Here is a 25,441-nt window from a genome sequence, read left to right as displayed (position 1 = left end):
ATTTTACTTATTTGTAACCGAACTCTTCACAATGAGCAAGCCATTGTTCTTTATAACTATCCTGTATTTTCTTTAGTCCGGCTGCGTCTGCCTGTTTTAAGAACTCACTGATGGATGCCTCCACATCTTCCACCAGACCTGCCTGGATCGGTGTCAGGTATTGGGCGATAACAGAATTTAAATTGGCTCTTTCAATTTCATAGGAGGAGTAATCTTCAATAAAACCTACCCTGAGGCTCTTTCCCTGCCATTTTGTTTTTGCTGCCGCTTCATCGTATGAGGTTATCATATCTTTGTAAGCCGTATCCTCTGTAGGTTTCATCTCTTTTTTAAACAGATGGTTTCTCAGATTCCAGGTATTCATATTTTCATAGCTAAAACCAGAATCCTTGATTTCCTCATAATACTCTCCTTCCACCAGATTCCAGTGTTTTCCCTGTATTCCATACTGAATCAAATCATTTGCCGTTTCGTCAGTCATTAAATAATCAAGTGCAATCAAGGCTCTGGCCGGATCTTTTGAGTTATGGGGAACAACTGTTGCATTCTGCAGAGGAGATGCGGGTGAAATGGTGTTGTTCACCAATCCGTAGGAAACATAACCCACTTCCCAATCCGGATGATTTTCCTTGGCAGCATTATAGGAGCCTATCCATTTATCCTGATTCATGCCACCTACAGAAGCTACAATCAGTCCTTCATCAAAGCTGTCCTCCTCTGTTTTAGACAGGGAACTCTTTGACCAAAAGCCCATATCCGCCCATTTTTTCAGTAATTTCATATCTTCTGTAAAGTCCGGTGATCTCCAGTAGTCAATTACTTCTGTAGGTGAATCATTTTCTGCCCTCAAACCGTAATTGGCAATGGCTTTACTATACTTTAGATCGAAGATGGAATTCATATAGAAAGCATCATTATAATTGTTCGCTACCGTTATTGGGGATAGAAGTCCCTGCTCTGGCTCATTCTGCTGTATTCCACTGATGTAGGCTTCAAAATTCTCCAGCGTATCCGGAACAGGCAGGTCATATTTTTTTCTTAAATCCTCACGGTATCTGATACCGGTGGCTGCATAGGTCTTCTGATCTGCCGGTACACTGTAAAGAGCACCATCTACTTTACACATATCAAGGATACTCGGATCTATAAGACTGGTGATATTTGGCGCATATTCCGGCAGCAGTTCATCAAGTTCATAAAAAGCACCGGTTTTTGCCAGAGTACTATAGCTGGTCCAATCGGCAGCATACATTAAATCGCATTGTTCACCGGAGGAAAGTACCAGATTATACTTCTGGGACCAGTCCGTCCAGGTTGTGAAACGAAATTCAATGGTAGTATTTATTTTCTCGGATAAATATTTATTCAATTCGTCTACTACGGTCTGATAATCCTTCCCTGGATCACCTACCAGATAAAACACCAGATTAGCCGGCTGTGAGAGGTCATACCTTACTTTAGGATCCTTGGATGTTTCTTTGTCCGGCTCTGTGTTGTTTTCTTCTTGCTTTACCTGACTGTTGTTTTCCCCTGCAGCAGTTTCCTTCTCTGCTACGTTTGCCGTATTATTTCCCTTGCAGCCGGTAAAGGACAGAATCATGCAAAAGATTAATACAATACTAATGACTTTTTTCATTGCTTTTCCTCCAATATATTATATTTTATATTAAGCACTTTCTGTGCATAATATCAACCCTTAACTGCACCAACGGTAATCCCGGATACAAAATATTTCTGCAGGAACGGATACAGCAGAATAATCGGTCCGGTCACGATTACGGTCATGGCCAATTTCGTTGACTCTGTGGGAATTTCCAGTACTACACCGGAAGTTAATGCCAGATCTCTGATTGCCTGAGCCCGGTTTAACAGATTATACAGATAGAACTGCAACATATATTTTGCGGTATCGTTAATAAATAACGAGGAGCTCAGCCAATTGTTCCAATAACCAAGGGCCAGAAACAGGCCGATGGTTGCAAGGGCAGGGCCAAGGACCGGCATAACAATCCTGGCAAATATGGTTACATGCCCTGCTCCGTCAATTTTAGCCGCCTCGGTCATTTCATCGGGAACGGAGCTCTTGATAAAGGTCCTCATTAGAATAATGTTATAGGAGGAAAGGATCCCCGGCAGCCAAAGGGCCGTTAAAGTACCGTGTAAATGAAGTATTTTGGATATTGTTATGTACCAGGGGATTAAACCCCCTCCAAAGATGGTGGTAAAATAAATCATAAAGGAAATTCTGTTTCTATATTTGAATTCCTTTCTGGATAAGACATATGCTGTTACTGTTGTTATCAATAAGCCTACCCCTGTACCAACAACTGTCACAAATATGGTTACCTTATATGCATTTAGAATATCTTTCGGATTTTCCAAAATCAGTTTATACGCATCCAAAGAAAACTTCTTTGGCAGCAGGCTGTAGCCCTCATGAATTATAGTGCTGTTCGCCGTAAGTGACCCCGACACAATCAATATAAACGGCAGTACGCATACGACTGCCAGTAATGTCAGAAATATATAAGCAATCACATCAAAGGCAATGGTATATCCTGACTTCTTTATCCTTCCTGTCTTTTTTCTCCTGTTTAATCTTATATCCACTGTGATTTTCCTTTCCTGTTCATTCTCTTTCACTCTTGTTCTTTCTGTCCCATGTTTTTATAGCGGTTCTTAGAACAAGGCATAATCTTCATTTTTACGCTTAACGATAAAATTGGTAACAACAATGGTGATAAAACCAAAGAGAGACTGGAAAAGACCTGCTGCCGTTCCCAAACCGTTGTTTAAAGGATTACTCATTGTTAAACGATACACATAGGTGTCAAATATGTCTGTGTAATTGTATAAGAGCCCATTATTTCCTACTGTCTGATAGAATAAGTCGAAATGGCCGCGCATGATATTTCCAAGGGAGAATAACACCAGTATAATAAAGGTAGTCTTTATTAACGGCAATGTAATAAATCTGATTTGCTGAAATACATTCGCTCCATCCACCTCTGCTGCTTCGTAATATGTACGATCGATTCCTAAAATGGCAGCCAGGTAGACAACGGAGCCATATCCTACCCCTTTCCACATTTCAAAGAATACAATGATAAAGGGCCAGTAACCGGGAGTATTATAGAAGTCGATTCGCTCTAATCCAATAGAAGTCAGAAAGGTATTAATTGCTCCGGTTTCGTAGGTCAATAAATTATATACAATAACGTTCAAGAGAACATAGGATACAAAATGAGGCATGAAGATAAGGGTCTGATTCAGTCTCTTAAACAATTTGTTGGTAACCTGGCTGATCAAGATCGCCGTAAATATTTTAAATATGTGTCCCAATACAATAAATACCAGATTGTAAAGAACCGTGTTTTTCACCAGCTTTGGCAGGTCTGCTTTCCAGATATATTCAAAGTTATTGAACATGACAAAGGGACTGGTCCATAAGCCATCCCGGAAATTAAATTTTTCAAAAGCAAAGTAGACACCGGCCATTGGAATATAGCTGTTTACCACAAAATATACAATTGCCGGCAAAAGCAGGACGAACAGAACCCAATTCTTTCTTACTTCCTTTAAAAATCCCGGTTCTTTGTATCTGGCACGCTCAGGTGCCTCCAACTGTTTAATTACCACAAATCCTGTGATTGAAAGTATCAGAAGCAGGTATATCAAAATCGATGGTGTAAATACATTTGCAAGTCCCAGGGCCTTATTGGAGTAGATAGCAAAAGAAATCACGCCCAAACATAAAAGAATATTGAAAGCCATGGCGTACTGTCCGGCTTCGTAGATTTTAATATTATTCGCTTCGCTGCTGTACCTTTGTGCTTTTAAGATGAATATACCATTTAGTAAGATCATTGCCACTGTCACAACAAATAAAGCCATGGCAAAAGCTCCCTGTGTACCAATTCCGCTTTTATGCACAAAAGAAAGCATTGTCAGCGTGCTATAGCTTGAACTCATCCCCTTCTCAGTCAGATCAAGCTTCTGTACGGTAAGAAGCTGCCCCTGATCCCGGATCACTATGGTTCTTACCAATACAAGCAAAAGTACTGTAACCAGAGATATTGCTGCTGTGCTCCAAATTCCAAACTGCTTTCCGTCGTATGATCTTTCCCTGTTTCCGCCTCTTGAAACAGCACTTTCTTTCATTATTTTTTTCATTTTTATATCCATTGCATACCACAGATTATCTGTGGTACAGCCACAAAAAATACAGGTTGAAAGAAACAATTGTGGCTTCCTTTCTGTAATCATTTTTCGATCAACCTTATCCCTCTGTCTTATCTGTATAAACTCTCTATCCTTAAACCACAGAGCTGATTTCTATCCTTTCCCTGCGAAACTTAAGGAACTGTCCTTATTTTCTTCGGAATTCATTTGGTGTTACTCCGTTTAACTTTTTAAATACCCGGTAAAAGTAAGTAGAGCCGTTAAATCCCACTTTTTCTGCAATCTCACCAACCGAAAAGGTACTTTCCGCAAGCAAAATTCTGGCATGTTCCATTCGTTTCTCCAGAAGAGTATCGTTAATGGTATTACCCGTATACTGTTTATAGATTCTGCACATATAAGCAGTAGACATTCCGATTTCTTCAGCCAGCATTTCAATGGACAAAAGAGGATTCCTGTACTCTTTCTCAATCAGCAGATGAATCTCTGTAATCGTCTGGCTCAGCTTATCCTTTCTTTTGTTCTCCATATCCTTTTGAATCTGCCAAAAAAGTTCTTTGAATTTCTCATTTCTTTCTTTTATGGTGTCACATTCCTGCAGAAGATTCATCAGGAGAACAGAACTGGAAAGCGAATGCATAGAGCTGTTCTTCTGAATTAGATTCACCGCACTTGTAATCATAAATATCAAACGGCTTATGACCATGTTATAAATAACAATGGGATAAGAATATGTCTCCGTGACAATTGAGAGATAAATTTCCTCCGCTTCCTTGGCTTTACCATGGGTCAGACATTCCATCAGTTGTTTTTCTTTACTTTCCGGAAATTCATAATTCTGGACATCTTTGATCTTTATATGATTGTAGTGCACAATACTGCCCTTATCCCAGAAGATGCTTCTGGACAATGCTTCTTCAATCTGCTCGTACTGATAAAAAAGTTTATCCGGGTCTTCCGTAACCTCACTGACCGCAACAGAGATTGTAATCTGAAAGTATTCCTGGACCAGTCTTTGGGTATGCTGCAGGTATTCCTCCAGTTTGCCCGTCGTATCTTCTCCCTCCCAGACGGTAAACAGAAGATTTTTATCCAGGCTCATATTAAGGCAATAGGTATTGGTACCGTTTTGCATTAACTCGTTCAGAATGTTTACAGCTGCAAATTTATAGGCATTTATCAGCTGAGAATTAGCGGTTTCCAGTAAATATTGATAATCATCCACCTTTATACAGATAAGTACCAGCCTTTGCTCCTTTGCCATGGACAACCCTAATAGAGATAACAGGTCTGTTCCGTTCTTACGCAGACCTCCGTCTTCCAGACCGTTATTTTCCAGCAGCTCCTTCAGCCTCATGCTTTTTGTCAAAGATTCTGCCTGGCGTTTTTCCCGAAGGAGGGTATTCATGTCTTTTGACATGACGCGAATGGGATTTGCTAACCTCCAGGACCAGACAAACGCAGCAAGCAACCCAACACCAGCTATCATAAGTGTTATGATTATGATTACCGATTGAAGCTTCTTTACCTGGGATAACAGATCATTATAATTAATGATACTGATATTTCTCCATCCAAATTTATCCTTATCTGTAAATATTACCACCGATCTGGTGTTATTTATTTCTGTAAGATAATACCCGGATTTCTTTTTTGAAAGAACATTATTATAATCCAGCTGCTCCTCTACATTATCAAGAACCCTGAAATTATCCGAATTCGAATAGATTACTTTACCGCTGCCATCCACTACTAAAGATACGGTTCCTGGATAGTCCGTTTGATTTACCGGAAATAAATACTCTGATTCCAGATTCAGCATAATAACATTTCTCTTCTTACTTTTCTGAAAGATATCGTACATAATATACGTATAAACGCATTTCATGGTCTGCTGATTGACCTGATAATATCTTGGTACCATGATAAAAGGGATATAATCCGTACAGTTTTCTATCATGGCAGCCGCAGTGATATCATAAAAATCCGCATTGGTGTAATAATCTGCTTTCCAAGGTCTGATAAGCTCATTTTCATTCGATACATTATAGATTCTGTCATTCTTTCCATTATAGACATAGATAGAATCTACATTTGGTATTGTCACAAGAAAATGCCTCAGCTGCAAAAAAGCAGCACTCTCATCGATGGAACTGACCGCTTCATAGGTTAGCAGCTTCGTAACAGAAATATCGTTGTATATCTGATACAAGGTATTCAAAGCGATATTCGCAAGCTGTAATCTCTGTTCTTCCTCACTCTCCATTTTTTCAAGATTGATCTCATATTCATGCTTCATTAATATGGACTGGAAATTCACATAGAGAATCGATGATGTTATAAAAATAGCAATTACAACACTTACAATAACGGAAACCGATACTTTCAAATAAACTTTACTTTCCTGCATTCTTCTCTCTCACACCCCCTCCAGGCCTATCAAGCTGGTACTGCCTTTCGTAAATACCGCTTCCTGTCATTACCTGATATTTACACTGAGGCAAAGCGAAGAAAGAAGGAGAAGCGATCCGAACGCCTATGGCCTACAGGAAATTTTAGTGTAAATATTGGTGCAGCGTTAAGTGAAATTTACGCAAGGTAGAACTAGCCTCATAATAGTCTAATTTCAAAATCCTGTATACTTTCAAATCTTGTTTTTCATCTCTTTTTATCGCTTTTGCATATGAACAATTTTGATATAACTATATTATTTTGCGATTTTTAGCAAATTTGTTGGTATCCTTATGAGCAGAAGGCGGATACTGGTAAAAAATTCTTTGCTTTGTCATTGCAATACCGTTGTAAGTCCCCTCCCATAAAAGCCGAACAAAGACAAATTGCACAAGTTCCGTTACATAAAAAGAGGCTGCTGACCTAAGGCAGCAACCTCTAAAACTACTAATTTTTTCTATATTCCTTTGGTGTCACACCATTTTCTTTTTTAAATACCCGATAAAAATAGGTAGAATTTGAGTATCCGACCCGCCCGGCGACCTCATTTACGGAAAGCTGTGTTTCAAGCAACAGCTCTCTGGCCTTTTTCATGCGAAGGAAACCAAGTCTGTCTGTAATGGTCGTCCCTGTATACAGTTTATAAAGTCTGCACATATAAGCTGTGGATATTCCAATGGAATCTGCCAAATAATCAAGAGAAAAAGAGGCTTCCATATATTCCTGCTCAAGCCTCTCCTTTATTTTTATCACCAGAAGCTCCTGTTTATCACTTTTTCTTTTCTCCAGCTCACTTTGTATGCGGTCGAATAAATCAGAGAATTTCTTATTCCGTACTGTTATGGTATCTGTTTCCTGTATTAGATTGGATAACACAAAATATCCTGAGAAGGAAGAAGCGTTTCCATTTTTCTTAAGGTTGGAAATGACTTTGTCTATGGCAAATACCAACCGACTGATTACCATATTGTAGATAATGATTGGATATTGATAGGTGTCTTCTATTATCTCTTCATAATTTTTCTTCGCTTCTGCTGCTTTGCCAGACATAAGATTTTCCAACAGCTGTTTTTCTTTCTGTTCCGGATACTCATAATGAGCATCACTTTTCACTTCCATATCTGCCGCAAATACAACATATTCAGGACCGAAAAATATACTTCTGGTCAAAGTCTCCTCTACCTGTTCAAAAAGCTCATACAAGCTCTCTGAATCTGCTTCCGGTCTGCTGACTAAAACAGAGATGCTGATATCATAATAATTTCTGACACAGGCTTGCATCTTTCGGATATATTCCTTTAAGTTTTCTGCGGTCAGCTTGTCCTCCCATTGTAAGAATAACAAGTTTTTATCATTCCAGATATCCAGGTGAAATACTTTTGTACTTTCTCCCAACAGCTCACTTAATATATTGGAGGCTGCAAACAAATAGGTCTTTATCCCTTCCACTCCCTGGGTTTCCAGATGCATCTGATAATTATCCGGACACATATATAAAATTACTATTTCTTTTGCTGCTGAGCATTCCATCTCCAGGAGGGATAGGAATTCCTGTCCGGTTATCTTATTGCCTCTACTGTCCCAGCCCCCGTTTTCCAAGAGTTCTGCTATTTTTCTGCTTTTTGCAGCCTTATGAAGCCTTAGGTTCTCCCGCCGCAATGTTTTCACATCTATGGACATACTCTTTATCGGGATGCTCAGCCGTCTGGAAAAGATATGTGCAGTAAGCATACCCATTGCCGCAATCATTACTGTTATTAATATACTGATTGCCTGCATTCTGTTAACCTGAGCCAATAACATTCCATATGATATGATACTGATATATCGCCAATTATGTTTATCTGTACTGGTAAACATCACCACGGATCTTACCCCGCCAATATCTGTTATATAATAACCAGAGTTCCTTTCCTTCATAACTCCCCCCGAATCAAAGCTATTCTGCAATTCCTCTGTCACCATAAATTGTTCGGAATTTGAATATACTACCTTATGGTTTTGATCTATTACCAGTTTTATGTTATCTGATTGGTCATCAAATCCCTGGAATAGATATTCTTTATTCAGATTTAAAAGAACTGCATCTCTATCCTTGTTTTTGACCGAAGTTTTATACATGACATAGCTGTATACGCATTTGAAGCTATCCCCATTCAAAGGATAAAATCTTGGAATCGGGAGAAATGGCAGATACTTATCACTGTTATTCAGTATTTCCACTGCTGATCTGTCATAGAATTTATCGTCTTTTTTATCGTAATCCGGATTCCAGGCTTTCATCAGCGCCGACTCGTTTGTCACGTTATAAATTCGATTGTTGTTTTTATTATACACATAGATGGAATCAATATCCGGTACGGAAGTGAGGTAATAGCGCAGTTGAAGAAAAGCTGCACTCTCATCAATCGAAGAGATATCATCATATACAAATAGTTTCATTACCGATACGTCGTTCATTATCTGATATGCCGTGCTTAAAGCAAGATTGGATAATTTTGCAATCCTCGTTTTCTCTGTCTCCATGTTCTGGAGCCTTGCTTTGTATTCGTGTTTCATAAGAATGGACTGAAAATTCACATAAAGAATTGTCGAAGTCAGCAAAACTGCAATTACGACACAAAAAATCATGGTTAAATATAATTTCAAATGAATCCGGTCTTTTCTGTTATCCATCTTATTATCATCCTTCTCTGTCCTTTAGAATCAAACCTGTTTCATTTATTATTTGCCAGCTAATATTACATCGGGTTTATTCCTTCCCTTTTCTGTACGCAGAAGGCGGAATTCCACACATTTCCGTAAATACCTTACAAAAATAATTTGGATCATGAAAGCCAACAAAAGAAGCCACTTCCTTAATAGACAGGCTGGTGCCGGTAAGATATGATTTTGCCGTATTCACTCGTAATCGGTTGATATATTCTCTTATATTCACGTTCATTCTTTTCTTAAAGGTATGGTTGATGTAGGAAACACTGCAATGGCAGAATTTTGCCACTTCAGATACGGATACTTGTTCTTTGTAATTTCTTTTAATATAATCCAAAGTATGCCCCAGGATATTATCTTCACCAGAGTTGAACCGTATCTGGCTGAGAAGCTTCGGATTCGTTATGGTAAAGTCATTATAAATCCTTCCGATATATTCTGCTGCAATACCTAAAAGGCTATTGATCTTATCAGCTTCCGGTACCTGCCCGCTTACAGATTCCAGGTACACCTCTAAAAGCTGCTGTTCCTCTAATCCAGCACTTCTGGCAAGCTCCTTCACAGTCCTTTCACTGTCTTTGTCGCTGGAAGAAAAAATCCCTGCATGAACTGTCCCAATCAACTGAACATTGGAAAATATGGGAAGAATATATTCTTCCACACCACCATGACACCTTCCATAAAAGGAACTTCTAAGTCTTCTGCATTTTTCTGCAATAGGCTTCTTCATTTCCTGGCATTTGTCCCAAAGGCCTTTATCCGATTTCACCATCATGCAATAGGGATTGCTGTGAATCATATAAGGATGGAGAAGCTCTGTCAATTCCTCATCAAGAAAGACAAAACCGGAAAAATCATTGATGCAGATGTGTATCCCATAATCTGCTGCAATCTGTTTTAAATATTCTGCTAATACTATGTAGGATTGTTTGGCCATTTTCTCCCTCCCTGTTTATTTTATTCTAATCGATTTCTGTTTTCAAGGCAATACCTTGCAGAATTTTTAAGATGACTTACAGTGTTTTCAAGGTAAACTCCAGGCAGTTTCGCTATAATTACAGTGTTATCATTATCTGGAGGTACAGTATGGTCAAACAGCCAATTGTTAAGAAATACGATATTGTAATAGTAGGAGGCGGAATCTCCGGTGTGTGTGCCGCTATCGCAGCAGCAAGGCATGGAGCTTCTACCGCATTGGTCCATAACCGGCCGGTATTAGGCGGGAATGCCAGCTCAGAAATACGGATGCATATATGCGGTGCCGATTGCCATAGTAAAAGACCTGATGCCAGGGAGACCGGCATACTGGAGGAAATACTCCTGGAAAATAAAAATCGAAATCCCCAGTGGTCTTTTTCTATCTTCGATACCATCCTTTGGGAAAAATGCAATTTTGAGAACAATCTCACTCTCTACCTGAATACCCACATGACTGAGGTTAATGTCAAAGAATGCGAAATTAAAAAAATAAGAGCCGTACAGCTTACAACTGAAAAGTTGTTGGAATTTGAAGCTCCGCTTTTCATTGATGCTACGGGAGACGGAACTTTAGCCAGTCTGGCCGGAGCCGGTTATATGAGTGGCCGTGAAGGGAGAGCTGTGTTTGAGGAAGAGCATGCACCGGAGAACTCCGATCAGGTAACTATGGGTAATACCCTGTTGTTTCGAGCAATCGATGCAGGAAAACCGGTTCCTTTTCAAAAGCCTTTTTGGGCAAACAGCTATACAGAGGAGGAACTTACGCTTCGTGACCATAGTGAGATTACTTATGGTTACTGGTGGATTGAGCTTGGGGGAGAGGACCTTGATACGGTGTCAGATGGAGAAGAAATCCGTGATGAGCTTCTAAAAGCACTCTATGGAGTATGGGACCATATTAAAAATAAGGGAGATCATAAGGCAGATAATTATGTACTTGATTGGGTAGGCTTTCTTCCCGGAAAACGTGAAAGCCGCCGGATTATAGGTGATTATATACTCAAAGAACAGGATTTAAGAGCTGGACGTATTTTTGAGGATGCTGTAGCTTTCGGTGGATGGCCTATGGATATGCATGTAGCAGGCGGACTCAAGGCCAAATTGGAGCCTACGGATTATATTCATCTTGACAAGCTTTATACCATTCCTTACAGAAGTCTTTATGCGAAAGATATTCAAAATCTTATGCTGGCAGGAAGAATTATCAGCACTTCCCATATGGCTTTTGGTTCTACTCGTGTTATGGGAACCTGTGCGGTAATTGGCCAGGCAGTGGGTACAGCCGGCGCGCTGGCCACTGAAAAAGGAATACGTCCGGCTGCCGTATCCTCTCACATCAGAGAATTACAGCAATTACTCCTAAAGGATGATTGTTATATTCCAGGAGTTAAAAATGAAGACAAACAGGATATGGCAAAGAATGCCCAGCTACATTGTTCCTCCGCTTTGGATAATGGCAGTTGTTGTAATATTACAAACGGGATATCCAGAAAAACCGGAACCCAATCCAACTGTTGGATCTCAAAAGAACTGGGGAAAGAAGGGGAATGGCTAAGTCTTACCTTTCCATCACCTATTGAACTATCCGTCCTCCACTTAAAATTTGACTCCGATCTGAGCCGCGAAATATCAATTTCCATGTCAGAACGTGTTCAAAAGCATCAGCTACCAGGACCTCCGCTTACGCTGGTGAGAAACTATCAATTGGAATGTTATAAGGAAGACAGACAAGTATATTCCGAATATGTGGAAAATAACTATCAAAGATTTCGGAAGCATTCGTTTAACACGCCAGTTATATGTGATAAAATCCGAATTAAAGTTACCGGGACCCAAGGTGACAGCCATGCCAGAATCTTTGAAGTCAGAGTGTATTAGCAAACCGATATCTTAAGAAGCTTCTCCGAGGCTTTGTATTACACGAAAAGAAAAGACAAGCTGCCGATTCGCATAGAAAGCGTACAATCTTTGTACTCCTTTCCAAACGAAACGACACTTGTCTTTTCATTATTTCACGACTGTTATAGCAATCAGTAAATTGAACCTGAACTTATTTATTGGTTTCTTCTTCTTTTCTACGAAGAATGTCATTCTCCTCTAGTCCTTCTCCAAGATTCACGTAGATGACCTGTTTAGGGTGGGGACAGCTTTCCATCTCTGTACCGTTTTCATCACAAATTCCCTTAACTGTCAGCAAGAGATTTCTTCCGTCCGGTTTCATAACTTCTATTTCATCACCTACAGAGAATTTATTTCTTTGCTCCAGGCGATAATATCCTTCTTCCTTCTTCTCTCCGATAATTCCAAGATAGGTATATTCTTTCACATAGGTATTGTTATCATAAATCTGCGCATCTGAATCCGGTTTTCCAAAAAAGAATCCTGTAGTAAACTGTCTGTAAGTACATTTGGATATCTCTTCTTTATAATACGGAATATTTTTTTCATAAACAGCGGGATTCTCAAAAAAGTCATCAATTGCTTTACGATATGTTCTGGCAACAGAAGCCACGTAAAGAGCAGTTTTCATTCTTCCCTCTACTTTAAGACTGTTTATACCTGCATCCACTAAATGGGGAATGTATTCTATCATGCAAAGATCTTTAGAGTTAAAGATATATGTTCCTCTCTCATTTTCCTCAACCGGAAGGTATTCACCAGGTCTTGTTTCTTCCACCAGATAGTATTTCCAACGGCAGGGATGGGTACAAGCTCCACGGTTGGCGTCTCTGCCCGTAAAATAATTACTGAGGAGGCACCTTCCGGAATGTGCCATACACATAGCTCCATGTACAAACGTCTCAATCTCCAGGTCTTCCGGTATATTATCCCTGATTTGCTTAATTTCATCCAGAGAAAGCTCTCTGGCTGACACGACTCTTTTTGCTCCCAGGCGGTGCCAGAAACGATAGGTTGCATAATTGACATTATTAGCCTGTGTACTTATGTGCAGTTCCATATCCGGTGCAACTTCCTGTGCTATTTCAAATACACCAGGATCTGAGATAATCACTGCATCGGGTTTTATTTCCTTCAGCTCTTCAAAATATTTTCGAATGCCTGAGAGATCTTCATTATGTGCTGTTATATTTGCAGTAACATATACTTTTTTTCCATGCGCATGAGCAAACTCAATGCCTGCTTTCATATCCTCTGCGGAAAAGTTCTTCGCTTTCGCACGAAGACCATACATTTCACCACCTATATAAATTGCATCTGCTCCATATAATACAGCAATCTTAAGTACCTCTAAATTACTGGCAGGTATTAAGAGTTCCGGTTTTTTATATCCTAAATCTTCCATTATCATGATTCTTTATTTCCTTTCGTGTCCTGCGCTTTCTATCCCATCACCTTACTTGATTCTATGAAGGCCAATCTCTTCATGTTAAGAAAGCTATAACTAAAGCAATATTGCTTTACTTTGTATTACCCAACAATGTTCTTATTCTGCAAAGCCTTTATTTCAAGGCTTATTTTTCAAGCTAATACTTGTTGAGATATCCTCATTTATAGTTTTATAGTTCTTATTTCTTTATACTTAAGGTAACTCCATCACCTACGGATAAGATGGTAGTATCCAATTCCTCCGAATGGGTCAGAGTATACAGATATTCCCTCATTCTGGTGTGTATGGTTCTGTCTCTCCTTGTTATACCATATCTTGACTGAGCTACTGTTCCATCCTGCAATACATTGTCCGTTACCAGGAGGCAGCCAGGTCCCATTAATCTCAAGACCTCCGGCAGATAATTCATATACTGAGCCTTGGCAGCATCCATAAAAATAAAGTCGTAATAACCAGCCTCAGCCTTTGCCAAATCTTTCAAAACTACCAATGCATCACCTTCCAATAGTCGAATTCTTGAAGCCTTGTCATTGGATTTTAGATTCTCTCTGGCTTTTATCAGTCTGATTTCAACTTTTTCTATGGTAGTGAGATCACAATTATCCGGCATACATTCACTCATCAAAAGCGCAGAAAAACCCACGGCAGTTCCCACCTCCAGGATGTGTGCAGGTCTTTTCATGGCTATAAGAAATTGCAGGAGGGATTGGGTCTCTTTTCTGATTATGGGTACTTCCTCTTTTAATGCCTCTTTTTCTAACTTTCCAAGATAAGGCGGTAATTCATTGCTTAAGGAATTTATATATGCTGTAATACGTTCATCTACTATCATAAGTACTCCAATCCTTTACCTGTTAAAAGGCTGTTCTTCTTGAATGACATAAAAATCATCAGGAAAGACAGCCTCTTATTATCATTATATATTTTATCAGGCTTAATTTCAACTTGCATTTTTTTCTAATGCAAATTCCTTGCCTGTGTGGTACAGATTATAACCTATCTTATGCACCGTCAGTGGCCCAGTAATTATTACTTTCCGGTTCCTCCTGCTTCACCCACCTGTGCCCTCTGATTCTTCCTCCGTATGCGGTGTGGTCAGTATATCGAAGATTTCATCATAAGTCATAGAAGTATTCAGCTCATAGGTACCTGGCATAAGATTGTATTTTTTTAATTTTGCTTTTAAGAAAAAGGAATATTTATTAACGATAACACCGTATAACTCCAGTTTGCCGGCGATGTTCATGGTCGATTCCCCTTTTTTGATCTGTATCGTCGTATCACGTCCGGGGGACTCTGAGGCTGTTACCTTTCCGAATACCTGATATCCGAAATCATGTGCCATACCGCTTACTTTAATCAACAGAATAATTACTATCGAATAAAATAATACATTTAATAAAATCTTCAATATGGTGCTGATTACTTTCAAAGCAACACGGGAAGTAGTCGATTTAGCTGCCATTCAAACTGTCTCCTTTTTATCTCCTAAAAGCTTTCCTAGTTCACTTCCATGATAATAGGAAGTATCATAGGATTACGTTTTGTTTTCTTCCATAAATAATCACTTAAGGAGTCTTTTATTTCGTTCTTCATCTTACCCCAGTCAGTGGTGTTTTTGCTTAAGCATTTATCCAAAGCATCGCTCACCACATTTTTGGCTTCGTCCATCAGATTCTCAGATTCTCTAACATATACAAAACCTCTGGATACGATATCTGGACCTGATAACACCTGATTTGTATATTTCTCCAGGGTCACTACTACTATGAGCAGACCATTCTCAGAAAGATGCTGTCTGTCACGTAATACAATGTTACCTACATCACCAACTCCAAGACCATCAACAAAAATACCCTGAGCAGGAACTTTGCCCACTACTCCGGCACGCTCATCTGAAAGCTCTAATACATCACCGGAGGAAATAACAAATACATTATCCTTGGGAACACCCATTGCCTGAGCAACTTCCTTGTGTTTAATGAGATGTCTGTACTCACCATGAACAGGAATAGCGTATTTGGGTTTTGTCAATGCATAAATCAGCTTAATTTCTTCCTGGCAGGCATGACCAGATACGTGAGTATCCTGAAAAATAACCTTTGCTCCCTTCATGGAGAGATCATTGATTACCTTAAATACTGATTTCTCATTTCCCGGTATAGGAGTAGAGCTGAAAATAACTGTATCGCCAGGTTTAATGGAGATCTTCTTGTGAATTGAAGCTGCCATTCTGGGAAGTGCAGCCATAGCCTCTCCCTGGCTGCCTGTGGTAATTAATACAAGCTTCTCATCTGGATAGTTTTTCATCTGCTCAATATCTATCATGATATTATTTGGCATGGTAATATAACCAAGCTCTGAGGCTGTTGCTATGATATTTACCATACTTCGCCCTTCAACTACTACTTTTCTTCCGTACTTGTCAGCTGAATTAATAATCTGCTGGATACGGTCTACATTGGAAGCGAAGGTGGCGACAATGATTCTGTTTTTATTATTTTCTGCAAAAATATTGTCAAAGGTTTTTCCAACTGTCCTCTCAGACATGGTATATCCCGGTCTTTCAACATTGGTACTGTCGCACATAAGAGCAAGTACACCTTTTTTTCCAAGCTCTGCAAAACGGGGCAAATCAATTGTGCTTCCAAATACCGGCGTATAATCAACCTTAAAATCTCCCGTGTGGATAATAAGTCCTGCGGGGGTAAAGATAGCAAGTGCAGCAGCATCTGCTATACTGTGATTGGTTCTGATAAATTCAATACGAAATACGCCAAGATTTATGGACTGTCCGTATTTTATCACTTTTCTTTTGGTGGATTTTAATAAGTTATGCTCTTTTAATTTATTTTCAATAATGCCGATGGTAAGCTTTGTAGCATAAATAGGTACGTTAATATCTCTTAAGATATATGGCAAAGATCCAATATGATCTTCATGTCCGTGAGTAATAACAAAACCCTTTACTTTGCTTATGTTTTCTTTCAAATAAGTAACATCCGGTATTACCAAATCAATTCCCAGCATATCATCTTCCGGAAAGGACAAACCGCAATCTACTACGATTATACTGTCTTCATATTCAAAAGCAGTGATATTCATACCAATTTGTTCTAATCCGCCTAAAGGGATGACTTTGACTCCCTTTTTATTTGTGTTTTCTTCTTTCAAACAATGCACCTCCAATGGTTAGTTTATGTAATAAAGTCCATTATATTTAAAGTGCATGGAATATTTAATTAGATTTGATTTTACAGGATTATTCTTTTTTTCTTTCAGCTGAGCATTCCTTGCAATAACCGAACAGCTTCACCTCATGATCTACCACTTCAAAGCTCATGGATTTTTGTATCTGATTTTCCAGGGTATCCAAAAGATCCCCTTCGAAGGTCAATACATTTCCACAACTTAAACATATCAGATGATGGTGATGATGACCTTTTCTGTCCTCATCCCTATTACCAATTTCATAACGTATGAACCCGTCACCTAAATTCAGTTTATCAATAAGGTTCAATTCAGCCAATAACTGAATTGTCCTGTATACTGTAGCTAATCCGATATCCGGATTCTTCTCTTTAACAATCTCGTAAATTTCTTCAGCTGTTAAATGCTTATCCGGTCTCATCTCTAAGGCCTCCAATATATCAACTCGCTGGGTGGTAACCTTAAGGCCTTTCTCTTTTAACAGCATTTTAAACCGATCTTTTTTATCAGGCATTTTCAATCACCTTTCCGCTTCCATAGATAAGTAATACTATCGCTGAAATCTTTCATCTAACTAAATATTGCACCTTTATATCGTTTTCATTACATTTTATTATTAATATTTCTTTATAATCCCCGTGTTAACTGATAAATTATCTATGATTCAAATTCAACATCCTCTAACAGCTCTTCAAAAATATCCGCTATCAGATTCATTTCCTCTTCATCTTCTACAATTGTATATAGGGATGCTTCATCCCCTTCGGCAGACAGATCCTTTAAGATATAAGCTACACCGTCCTCTCCCTCACTCTGAGAGTCTGTTACCAGTAAATAGGTGTAACCATTTAATTTTGTCTGCTCCATCACATTAAACTGGACTTCTTCATTATCTTCTGTAATAAAGGTCACTTGATTTTTCTGTTCTTCCATGTTACAACTCCTGTTGTACCTGTATTAGGTTTAGTCAGGCAGGTCAAACTTAAGCTTATTGCTTAAATAGTCCAGATATCCCTGAAGTATCAGTACAGCTGCCAGTTTATCAATTACTGCCTTTCTGTCTTCTCTTCTGACATCACCAAGTATTAAAGTCTGATTGGCTGCTGCTGTAGTCAGTCTTTCATCCCAGAGTATTACCGGCAGTCCGGTTCTTCGCTTTAACATCTCTGAAAATTCTTCTGATTTTAATGCACGCTCTCCAATGGTATTATTCATATTCTTTGGGTAGCCCAAAACAATACGATCAACATTGTATTCCTTAATCAATTCTTCAATTCTGGCTAAGGTTTGCCTTAATTTATTTTCCTGCTTACGATTAATGGTCTCAATACCTTGTGCCGTTATCAGCAGCTCATCACTAATTGCGACTCCAACTGTTACAGAGCCGTAATCCAATCCCATAATTCTCATACTGTATAAATTTTATTATACAAAACGGTATAATAATCCTTCCTGTTCGAATACGCCCCTTAATCCCTCATAAGAAAGGGACTTTCTGGCTTCTGACATATTATTTAAGGTTACGGTCAATGTAATCATTCAGTAATTGTTCCAGAATTTCATCACGTTCTACTTTCATAATCAAACTTCTGGCACCATTATGATTGGTTATGTAGGTAGGGTCCCCGGACATAATGTAGCCAACAATCTGATTTACCGGATTATAGCCTTTCTCCGTCATGGCTGTATATACGGCAGAAATAATCTCTCTTACAGATATCTCATTTTCCTTTTGAACCTTAAAAAACTGTGTATTGTTAATCTCCTGCATAACTTCACGTCCTTTGCTGATACTGTTTCGCACAATGTATTTACTTATATATTAATATAAAACTTCGCAAATTTCAATCCATACTTTCACAAAACATCATTTCTTTGTTAAGAAATTCCTGTACCTTAACGGTAAGTATCTGATTTGTAAGGCTTTTTTCGGATTTTACAGCCAATTTCAGGTATCTTTCGTTATGGCCAATCTGATAGGTTTCACCCTCAATTATGGTTTCTTCTTCTACCAGAAGCTTCTCTGCCTTACCTATAAAGCTTCTCTTATAGTCCTCTGACATCTCTTCTGCAAGGTGCAGCAGCTGATTGCTTCTTTCTGCTTTTGTTTCTTCTTTTACCGGATCTGCCATATCCGCAGCTCTGGTACCTTTTCTGGGTGAGAATTTAAAGACATGCATCTGGGCGAATTGTATTTTTCGCAGATACTCCTTGGTCTGTTCAAATTCCTCTGCAGTTTCACCCGGAAACCCAACAATAATATCCGTTGTTATAGCTGGATTCGCAAAATATTTTCTTAGCAGCAGGCACTTTTCTAAGTATACTTCTGTGGTATACTTTCTATTCATCCTTTTTAAGGTGCTGTTACAGCCACTCTGAAGAGATAAGTGGAAATGAGGGCAGATCGTTTCCAGTTCAGACAAACCTTTCACAAAGCTTTCTGTTACGATTCTCGGCTCTAATGAACCCAATCGGATTCTTTTCAGCCCTTCAATCTGATTCAGCTGTTTTATCAGCTCCAGAAGATAGTAATTAGTTCCCGGTTCATAATCGCCAGGTTCCCTGATAAAAGCCTCCAGTCCGTCGAGCTCTTCTTCTGGCACACGAATATCTGCCGCTTTGACAGCAGCAGTCTCCAAGGTCCCTTCCTTCTTAAAATCAATTCCATAGGAGGACAGGTGAATTCCTGTCAGGACAACTTCCTGGTATCCTTTTTCCACCAGGTTCCTGGCTTCTCTTAAAATAGATTTGCTGAATCTGCTTCGTACTCTGCCTCTGGCATATGGTATGATACAATAGGAGCAGAATTGATTGCAGCCATCCTGTATCTTTATATACGCTCTGGTCTTCTCTGATACATCCAGTATTTCCAGATCCTCATACTCAATGTTCCCGGAAATATCAATCACACTATCTATAGTATTATCATCAATATACGCTTTTAATATATGAATGATATCTTTTTTTCTGTTATTTCCTACCACTATATCAATAGCTTCATCTTCCTTAAGCTGCTCACCAGCAGCCTGAGCATAACAACCTACTGCCATAACAATGGCATCTTCGTTCATTTTACGGGCTTTATGAAGCATCTGACGTGATTTTCTGTCTGCTATATTAGTTACTGTACAGGTATTGATTACATAAACATCTGCTTTTTCATGAAATTCAACTACACGGTAATCCTCTTCCTCAAAAAGCTTTTTGATACCCTGGGTTTCGTAGGAATTAACTTTACAGCCGAGAGTAAGAAATGCAACTGTCTTTCGGTTATTTTTCTCGTAATTACTAATATCCATCTATATCCATTCCCTGTCTTTCTATATGATATGCATAAGGTTTTACAAATGCCGCTGCCTCTTAGTGCAAAGTGTCCTTGTCCGCGGATTTTTTTATTTACTTTGTATATTGACTTTTAAATAACGATTTTGTAGTATATAGTTGTATAAAGATAAGTTACCAATTCAGGTAAAGCATATCTTTCAGGATAAATATCTTTTTGTATTATACCACAATTAGTATGAATTGATATATTCCTGTTAAATCCATTATAAAGGAGGAGTTTATATGAAAACAGTCAAAATCTCTCTTAATTCAATTGATAAGGTTAAATCTTTCGTAAACGATGTTACTAAATTTGATACTGACTTTGATTTAGTTTCTGGAAGATACGTAATCGACGCAAAATCAATCATGGGTATTTTCAGTTTGGATTTATCTAAACCCATTGATTTAAATATTCATAACGAAGAAAGCGTAGAAAAGATTCTTAGCGTTTTAAGTCCTTACATTGTTGAATAATTAAAGGTCAGGGGTTACTTAATGGGGATACTTAGGTATCCTCTTTTTATTCCTCCAAACTATCTACTCAACTTTGTGATATCATAACTCACAGAGTTGAAGCTTCCTAATGGTATATATACTTATTCAGATACCTTAGTACACCTGCTGCAGTCAATCCGGCTGCAGCAGTTTTATTTTTAAAAGGTATTATCATACAGCAGTATGATTTATACGGTAGTATGATTTATACAGCAATATGATTTATACAGCAGTATGATTTATACGGCAGTATGATTTATACGGCAGTGTTATTTGTACGGCTATATTCTGTTCCTATGAATTCAAATACGAACTCTCTATAAGCTATCTCATAGGTTCATTGAATCATAGAACAGGTTCCTTCAATGGATATATGTGAGCAAAAGAACTGCCTTTCATCTGAAATCAGATTCCATTTGATATAAGCTTATATTACTTGATCATAATAATTTCTTTTGTTTCCAGAGCCGTTTTGGTCATTGCTTCAATATTTTCCTCCAGCAGCTTCTCTGAATGACGGATAACCTTTGCGCTGGGTTTTGTTACCGGATGCTTGGCCACAAATATAGTACAGCAGTCCTCATAAGGCAATATTGATGTCTCATAGGTGTTTATCTTCTCCGAAATAGTCACGATATCCTGCTTGTCAAAAGCAATTAATGGACGGTATACCGGCATATTGCAGACTTCGTTGGTGGACATAAGGCTCTGAAGAGTCTGGCTTGCCACCTGGCCGATGCTCTCACCGGTTATGAGTCCGAGACAGCCGGATTCTTCTGCAATCGTTTCAGCTATACGCATCATATAACGTCTCATAATAATGGTAAGCTCTTCATGAGGGCATTTCTCATAGATATAGAGCTGAATATCTGTAAAATTAACTACATGCAGCTTAATAGGGCCGGTATAACGAGAAATAAGCTTCGCAAGATCTACTACCTTCTGTTTCGCTCTTTCACTGGTATACGGGGGCGCGTGGAAATAGACTGCATCAATTGCAACGCCTCTTTTTGCTATCATATAGCCGGCTACAGGACTGTCGATACCACCAGAAAGAAGCAGCATGGCTTTACCGCTGGTTCCAACTGGCATACCGCCGGGACCTGGAATTACTTCGGAATACACATAGGAACGGGTTCTGACCTCAACCATGATACGTACCTGAGGATTGTGAACATCCACCTTTAATTCCGGAAATCTGTCCAGCAGGTAACCACCCATTTTCATACACATCTCAGGTGTCGTCAGAGGATAATTCTTATCTGCTCTCTTTGCTTCCATCTTAAAGGTAAAATTCCTGTCAGGGTATCTTTCGTCAACATAGTCACCTACAGCAGTTTTTAAATCTTCCCATTCAATGGTATCCACTATCATGACAGGACAGATCCAGGCAATTCCGAATACTGTTTTTAAGGCCTCAACAGATTCCTCGTAATCAAATTCATCAGGGCATTCAACATAGATTCTTCCCTGTTCTTTTGACACCAGAAAATTTCCGAGATCCTTTAAGGCATTCTTTATCTGATCCTTTAAGGCATTCTCAAAAATATATCTGTTTTTACCTTTGATTCCGATTTCCGCATATTTTATCAAAAATGCTTTATACATTATTATCCTCGCATTCTGCCGTTTAACGGCACTATATCAGTTGAAAGCACCTTACGGCGGTATTCCCTCAGAATTTCTTAACCGTAAAGTTTCCACTTCCAAATATCACAGCCTTCTTTTCTACTTTTGTGATACTTTTCGCGGCCAGTTGTTAACGGCGGCTGTATTTCCGTAATACCGGCACCAATTCTTTCAAAGCCTCGATAGCTTGTCCGGCCTCCTCTATCGTTGTAAATCCTGAGAAGCTGAATCTTATTGTGGAATCCAGTAAATCATTCCTTAACCCTACAGCTTTTAACGTGCCGCTTAGTCCCGGATGATTGGAGGCACAGGCAGAGCCTGCTGAAACATAAATTCCCTTATCCTCCAGAGCATGCAAAAGAACTTCACTCTTTATTCCTTCGAAGCTGACACTTAAAATATGCGGAGCTGTTTTTTTGATATTCTCCTCTGTACAATTTACAAAAGTTCCTTCTATTTCTTTCAGTCTTTCAATAAAATACGCTTTGATTTCGTATAATTTCGTAACAATTTCATCCTGATGACTTAAGCCTTCCTTTACTGCCTGGCCTAAGCCTGCAATTCCCGGCACATTTTCTGTTCCAGAGCGTATTCCTCTTTGCTGTCCCCCGCCAAATAACACGGGTTTTATCTTAACCTTACTGTTTACATACAAAAAGCCCACTCCCTTTGGACCATGGATTTTATGTCCGCTGGCTGAGAGTAAGTCAATACCTTCTCTGGCAGGATAAATACGAAATTTTCCATAGGCCTGGATAGCATCAACATGTATACAAACATTAGGATTCTTTTCTTTAATTTTACGGCTCATTTCACTTATGGGCTGAATAGAACCAACTTCGTTGTTAACATACATAAAGGAAACCAGTATGGTGTCTTCCCCTACGGCTTCCAGTAATTCTTCTTCTTTCATTCTTCCCATGGAATCAACGGGTACATAAGTTACCCGGTATCCGTTTTCTTCCAGAAAAAGGACTGGGTTATGTACCGAAGGATGCTCTATCATTGTAGTAATGATATGATTTCCTCTTCTCTTAAGAGCTGAAGCAGCTCCTATTAAGGCAAGATTATTGCTTTCCGTCCCTCCGGAAGTAAATATAATTTCTTTGGGATCAGCTTTCAAACTCTTTGCAATAATATCCGTTGCTTCTTTTACATATCTCTCCGCTTCAAAACCCTTTCCGTGCATAGAAGAGGGATTACCAAAAGCTGTATCCAGGGTCTCCAGCATAATGCTTCGGACGGAATCATAGGGTCTGGTAGTTGCGGCGTTATCCAAATATATCTCCATCTTAAACCTCATTCCTTAATCCAATTGAATCTTCACCTTCCATCTGCATCATCAAAAGAGAGAGTGCTGTTAACCCTGCCGTCTCAGTTCTAAGAATTCTTTTTCCAAGGCTGACAGGAATAAATCCATTTTTTTTGGCTGTCTCCACTTCACTCTCTTCAAATCCGCCTTCCGGACCGATAAATACTCCTACACTCTCATTGCTGCTGATACGATTAAGGATTTCTTTTGTGTAGGATATACCCTTTTCATTTTCATAGGGCATCAGCTTTATATTTACTTTAGCAGCATACTCCAAAGCTTTTTTAAAGGAGTATACTTCCGTTACACGAGGTATAATCCCCCTGCGGGACTGTTTGGCTGCACTTTCTGCAATCGCCTGCCATCTTTCAAGCTTTTTACGCTCTTTCTTCTCATCTTCTAATTTAACTACAGTTCTGCGGGTCATAACCGGTACAATCTCAAAAACTCCAAGTTCTACGGATTTTTGAATAATCAATTCCATTTTATCCTTTTTCGGCAGGCCTTGAAAGAGGTAAATCTTACCTCTTAATTCTGTGTCTGCCTCCCACTCTTTGATGACCTTCAACAATACTTCATCTTTTTGTAATTCCGTTATGACACAATGGTAATCCCTGCCTTTGCCATTGCAGAGAACCACTTCATCCCCGGCTTTCATTCGGAGGACATTCTTTATATGATTAACATCTTCTCCGGTCAGGGTTACGGCCCCATTATTTATTTGATTCTCCTGTACATAAAAACGGTGCATGTCTTTAACCCTTCCGTTATCAAAGCTCTTATTTTATTGCAATTACAGATACCCAGTCTCCCATCTCTTCCACGCCGAGTACCTCAAAACCATTGCTCTTTATGGCGCTGAGCACTTGTTCCTTTTTTGTATTGATAATTCCAGAACTAATAAAAAGTCCGCCTTTTTTTAGATGTTCACCAATTTTTCCCGATAAGGGAATAATGATATCTGCAAGAATATTTGCTACTACTATATCATATTTTTCGAATCCTGCAATTTTCTTAATTTCCTCATCGGATATAATATCACCGCTTATAAAGGATACTTTTTCCCTTGTAAGCCCATTCACTTCTGTGTTTTCTGCAGAGGCTTCCACAGCACGAGGGTCTATGTCCGTTCCAAGGACGGTTTCAGCTCCAAGTCTGGATGCAATAATTGAAAGGATTCCGCTGCCACAACCTACATCAAGTACCTGCATGCCGGCTTTTAAATACTTCCTCAAGGCCAGAATACACAGCTTGGTAGTCTCATGAGAACCGGTTCCAAAAGAAGTTCCCGGATCCAGTTCGATGACAATATCTCCCTCTCTTTTATCCGTCAGGACTTCCCAGGTTGGTTTAATAACAATATTATCCTCTAAACGAAAAGGCTTAAAGAAAGCTTTCCAATTATTAATCCAGTCAAGGTCCTCTGTCACAGAGATCTCGATTTCACCAGCGCCGGTGTCAACAAATTGTGATATCTCTGCAAGTCCTTCCTTTACAGCATTCACAGTTGCATCAACATCGGCTTCTTCCTCCAGATAGAAGCTGATAAATGCCTCATGATTGGATACATCAAGTTCTGGAAGAATGTCTATAAACAACTCTTTACGCTCTCTTTCGGTTATGGGAACATTATCCTGAATCTCTATTCCTTCTATACCCATTTCCATCAGCATGTCACTTACAAGCTCTACTGCTTCTGTGAGAGTCTTAAGAGTGAGTTTTACCCATTTCATTTCTTGTTTTCTCCTGACTTAAGCAGCATCTCTCCAATATCCTCTCACAGCCTTGCTCCTTTG

At 39.1% G+C, this 25,441-nt stretch carries 21 protein-coding genes; 2 read left to right on the top strand and 19 right to left on the bottom strand.

All coding sequences use genetic code 11. The features are described from left to right. Window positions 1-7 precede the first annotated feature (7 nt). The 6 genes from R2R35_RS23275 to R2R35_RS23250 form a co-directional block, all read right to left on the bottom strand. Complete coding sequence (locus R2R35_RS23275) at window positions 8-1,636, bottom strand: extracellular solute-binding protein (protein ID WP_317732233.1); 1,629 nt, start codon at window positions 1,634-1,636, stop codon at window positions 8-10. 53 nt (window positions 1,637-1,689) lie between these two features. Further along, a complete protein-coding gene (locus tag R2R35_RS23270) occupies window positions 1,690-2,643 on the bottom strand; it encodes a carbohydrate ABC transporter permease (RefSeq protein ID WP_317732232.1) in 954 nt (317 codons plus the stop codon). Between the two features lie 36 nt (window positions 2,644-2,679). Beyond that, a complete protein-coding gene (locus R2R35_RS23265) occupies window positions 2,680-4,173 on the bottom strand; it encodes an ABC transporter permease (RefSeq protein ID WP_317732231.1) in 1,494 nt (497 codons plus the stop codon). Between the two features lie 196 nt (window positions 4,174-4,369). Further along, a complete protein-coding gene (locus R2R35_RS23260) occupies window positions 4,370-6,592 on the bottom strand; it encodes a helix-turn-helix domain-containing protein (RefSeq protein WP_317732230.1) in 2,223 nt (740 codons plus the stop codon). 488 nt (window positions 6,593-7,080) lie between these two features. Beyond that, entirely contained in the window at window positions 7,081-9,309 is a 2,229-nt protein-coding gene (locus R2R35_RS23255) for an AraC family transcriptional regulator (RefSeq protein ID WP_317732229.1), read from the bottom strand. 76 nt (window positions 9,310-9,385) lie between these two features. Continuing rightward, window positions 9,386-10,282 (bottom strand): helix-turn-helix domain-containing protein, encoded by an 897-nt coding sequence (locus R2R35_RS23250; protein WP_317732228.1) that lies wholly within the window; start codon window positions 10,280-10,282, stop codon window positions 9,386-9,388. Between the two features lie 149 nt (window positions 10,283-10,431). Here R2R35_RS23250 and R2R35_RS23245 point away from each other — a divergent pair, with 149 nt between their 5' ends. Next, window positions 10,432-12,201 (top strand): FAD-dependent oxidoreductase, encoded by a 1,770-nt coding sequence (locus R2R35_RS23245; protein ID WP_317732227.1) that lies wholly within the window; start codon window positions 10,432-10,434, stop codon window positions 12,199-12,201. 172 nt (window positions 12,202-12,373) lie between these two features. Here the strand turns inward: R2R35_RS23245 and R2R35_RS23240 are convergent, their stop codons facing one another. From R2R35_RS23240 to R2R35_RS23200, 9 genes are all read right to left on the bottom strand, one after another. Beyond that, entirely contained in the window at window positions 12,374-13,633 is a 1,260-nt protein-coding gene (locus tag R2R35_RS23240; RefSeq protein ID WP_331670187.1) for a U32 family peptidase, read from the bottom strand. Between the two features lie 217 nt (window positions 13,634-13,850). Continuing rightward, window positions 13,851-14,504: an O-methyltransferase gene (locus R2R35_RS23235; RefSeq protein ID WP_317732226.1), complete on the bottom strand. Its 654-nt coding sequence runs from the start codon at window positions 14,502-14,504 to the stop codon at window positions 13,851-13,853. Window positions 14,505-14,723: 219 nt separating this feature from the next. After that, window positions 14,724-15,137, bottom strand: a complete 414-nt coding sequence (locus tag R2R35_RS23230) for an endolytic transglycosylase MltG (protein ID WP_317732225.1) — start codon at window positions 15,135-15,137, stop codon at window positions 14,724-14,726. A 35-nt stretch (window positions 15,138-15,172) separates the two neighbouring features. Further along, window positions 15,173-16,846, bottom strand: coding sequence for a ribonuclease J (locus tag R2R35_RS23225; RefSeq protein WP_317732224.1), 1,674 nt, complete (start codon window positions 16,844-16,846; stop codon window positions 15,173-15,175). A gap of 88 nt (window positions 16,847-16,934) precedes the next feature. After that, window positions 16,935-17,396 carry a Fur family transcriptional regulator gene (locus tag R2R35_RS23220; RefSeq protein ID WP_033166609.1) on the bottom strand — a complete coding sequence of 154 codons (462 nt, stop codon included), beginning with the start codon at window positions 17,394-17,396 and terminating at the stop codon, window positions 16,935-16,937. Window positions 17,397-17,539: 143 nt separating this feature from the next. Next, on the bottom strand, window positions 17,540-17,815 hold the full coding sequence (locus tag R2R35_RS23215; RefSeq protein WP_317732223.1) for a DUF1292 domain-containing protein: 276 nt from the start codon (window positions 17,813-17,815) through the stop codon (window positions 17,540-17,542). A gap of 30 nt (window positions 17,816-17,845) precedes the next feature. After that, window positions 17,846-18,292: a Holliday junction resolvase RuvX gene (ruvX, locus tag R2R35_RS23210; RefSeq protein WP_317732222.1), complete on the bottom strand. Its 447-nt coding sequence runs from the start codon at window positions 18,290-18,292 to the stop codon at window positions 17,846-17,848. A 100-nt stretch (window positions 18,293-18,392) separates the two neighbouring features. After that, window positions 18,393-18,653 carry an IreB family regulatory phosphoprotein gene (locus R2R35_RS23205; RefSeq protein WP_033166612.1) on the bottom strand — a complete coding sequence of 87 codons (261 nt, stop codon included), beginning with the start codon at window positions 18,651-18,653 and terminating at the stop codon, window positions 18,393-18,395. Window positions 18,654-18,726: 73 nt separating this feature from the next. Beyond that, window positions 18,727-20,181 (bottom strand): MiaB/RimO family radical SAM methylthiotransferase, encoded by a 1,455-nt coding sequence (locus tag R2R35_RS23200; protein WP_317732221.1) that lies wholly within the window; start codon window positions 20,179-20,181, stop codon window positions 18,727-18,729. A gap of 268 nt (window positions 20,182-20,449) precedes the next feature. Between R2R35_RS23200 and R2R35_RS23195 the strand changes: the two genes are divergently transcribed. Beyond that, window positions 20,450-20,683 (top strand): HPr family phosphocarrier protein, encoded by a 234-nt coding sequence (locus tag R2R35_RS23195; protein ID WP_033166614.1) that lies wholly within the window; start codon window positions 20,450-20,452, stop codon window positions 20,681-20,683. 453 nt (window positions 20,684-21,136) lie between these two features. Here the strand turns inward: R2R35_RS23195 and thiI are convergent, their stop codons facing one another. The 4 genes from thiI to prmA form a co-directional block, all read right to left on the bottom strand. After that, window positions 21,137-22,312 carry a tRNA uracil 4-sulfurtransferase ThiI gene (gene thiI, locus R2R35_RS23190; protein WP_317732220.1) on the bottom strand — a complete coding sequence of 392 codons (1,176 nt, stop codon included), beginning with the start codon at window positions 22,310-22,312 and terminating at the stop codon, window positions 21,137-21,139. A 151-nt stretch (window positions 22,313-22,463) separates the two neighbouring features. Beyond that, entirely contained in the window at window positions 22,464-23,624 is a 1,161-nt protein-coding gene (locus R2R35_RS23185) for a cysteine desulfurase family protein (RefSeq protein ID WP_317732219.1), read from the bottom strand. A gap of 1 nt (window position 23,625) precedes the next feature. After that, window positions 23,626-24,396, bottom strand: coding sequence for a 16S rRNA (uracil(1498)-N(3))-methyltransferase (locus R2R35_RS23180; RefSeq protein ID WP_317732218.1), 771 nt, complete (start codon window positions 24,394-24,396; stop codon window positions 23,626-23,628). Window positions 24,397-24,424: 28 nt separating this feature from the next. After that, window positions 24,425-25,378: a 50S ribosomal protein L11 methyltransferase gene (prmA, locus tag R2R35_RS23175; protein ID WP_317732217.1), complete on the bottom strand. Its 954-nt coding sequence runs from the start codon at window positions 25,376-25,378 to the stop codon at window positions 24,425-24,427. Window positions 25,379-25,441 lie beyond the last annotated feature (63 nt).

The organism is Anaerocolumna sp. AGMB13020 (assembly GCF_033100115.1).
Classification (GTDB): Bacteria; Bacillota; Clostridia; order Lachnospirales; family Lachnospiraceae; genus Anaerocolumna.
This window is presented reverse-complemented; position numbering and strand designations above follow the sequence as displayed.

Bases quoted from the DNA above. Each gene is read 5' to 3' on its own strand.
- R2R35_RS23235 (WP_317732226.1), bottom strand. From the start codon at position 14,504: ATGATAGTAGATGAACGTATTACAGCATATATAAATTCCTTAAGCAAT.
- R2R35_RS23260 (WP_317732230.1), bottom strand. From the start codon at position 6,592: ATGCAGGAAAGTAAAGTTTATTTGAAAGTATCGGTTTCCGTTATTGTA.
- thiI (WP_317732220.1), bottom strand. From the start codon at position 22,312: ATGTATAAAGCATTTTTGATAAAATATGCGGAAATCGGAATCAAAGGT.
- R2R35_RS23240 (WP_331670187.1), bottom strand. From the start codon at position 13,633: ATGATAATGGAAGATTTAGGATATAAAAAACCGGAACTCTTAATACCT.
- R2R35_RS23215 (WP_317732223.1), bottom strand. From the start codon at position 17,815: ATGGAAGAACAGAAAAATCAAGTGACCTTTATTACAGAAGATAATGAA.
- R2R35_RS23205 (WP_033166612.1), bottom strand. From the start codon at position 18,653: ATGCAGGAGATTAACAATACACAGTTTTTTAAGGTTCAAAAGGAAAAT.
- R2R35_RS23220 (WP_033166609.1), bottom strand. From the start codon at position 17,396: ATGCCTGATAAAAAAGATCGGTTTAAAATGCTGTTAAAAGAGAAAGGC.
- R2R35_RS23275 (WP_317732233.1), bottom strand. From the start codon at position 1,636: ATGAAAAAAGTCATTAGTATTGTATTAATCTTTTGCATGATTCTGTCC.
- R2R35_RS23200 (WP_317732221.1), bottom strand. From the start codon at position 20,181: ATGGATATTAGTAATTACGAGAAAAATAACCGAAAGACAGTTGCATTT.
- R2R35_RS23245 (WP_317732227.1), top strand. From the start codon at position 10,432: ATGGTCAAACAGCCAATTGTTAAGAAATACGATATTGTAATAGTAGGA.
- ruvX (WP_317732222.1), bottom strand. From the start codon at position 18,292: ATGAGAATTATGGGATTGGATTACGGCTCTGTAACAGTTGGAGTCGCA.
- R2R35_RS23265 (WP_317732231.1), bottom strand. From the start codon at position 4,173: ATGAAAAAAATAATGAAAGAAAGTGCTGTTTCAAGAGGCGGAAACAGG.
- R2R35_RS23255 (WP_317732229.1), bottom strand. From the start codon at position 9,309: ATGGATAACAGAAAAGACCGGATTCATTTGAAATTATATTTAACCATG.
- R2R35_RS23230 (WP_317732225.1), bottom strand. From the start codon at position 15,137: ATGGCAGCTAAATCGACTACTTCCCGTGTTGCTTTGAAAGTAATCAGC.
- R2R35_RS23180 (WP_317732218.1), bottom strand. From the start codon at position 24,396: ATGCACCGTTTTTATGTACAGGAGAATCAAATAAATAATGGGGCCGTA.
- R2R35_RS23250 (WP_317732228.1), bottom strand. From the start codon at position 10,282: ATGGCCAAACAATCCTACATAGTATTAGCAGAATATTTAAAACAGATT.
- R2R35_RS23195 (WP_033166614.1), top strand. From the start codon at position 20,450: ATGAAAACAGTCAAAATCTCTCTTAATTCAATTGATAAGGTTAAATCT.
- R2R35_RS23185 (WP_317732219.1), bottom strand. From the start codon at position 23,624: ATGGAGATATATTTGGATAACGCCGCAACTACCAGACCCTATGATTCC.
- prmA (WP_317732217.1), bottom strand. From the start codon at position 25,378: ATGAAATGGGTAAAACTCACTCTTAAGACTCTCACAGAAGCAGTAGAG.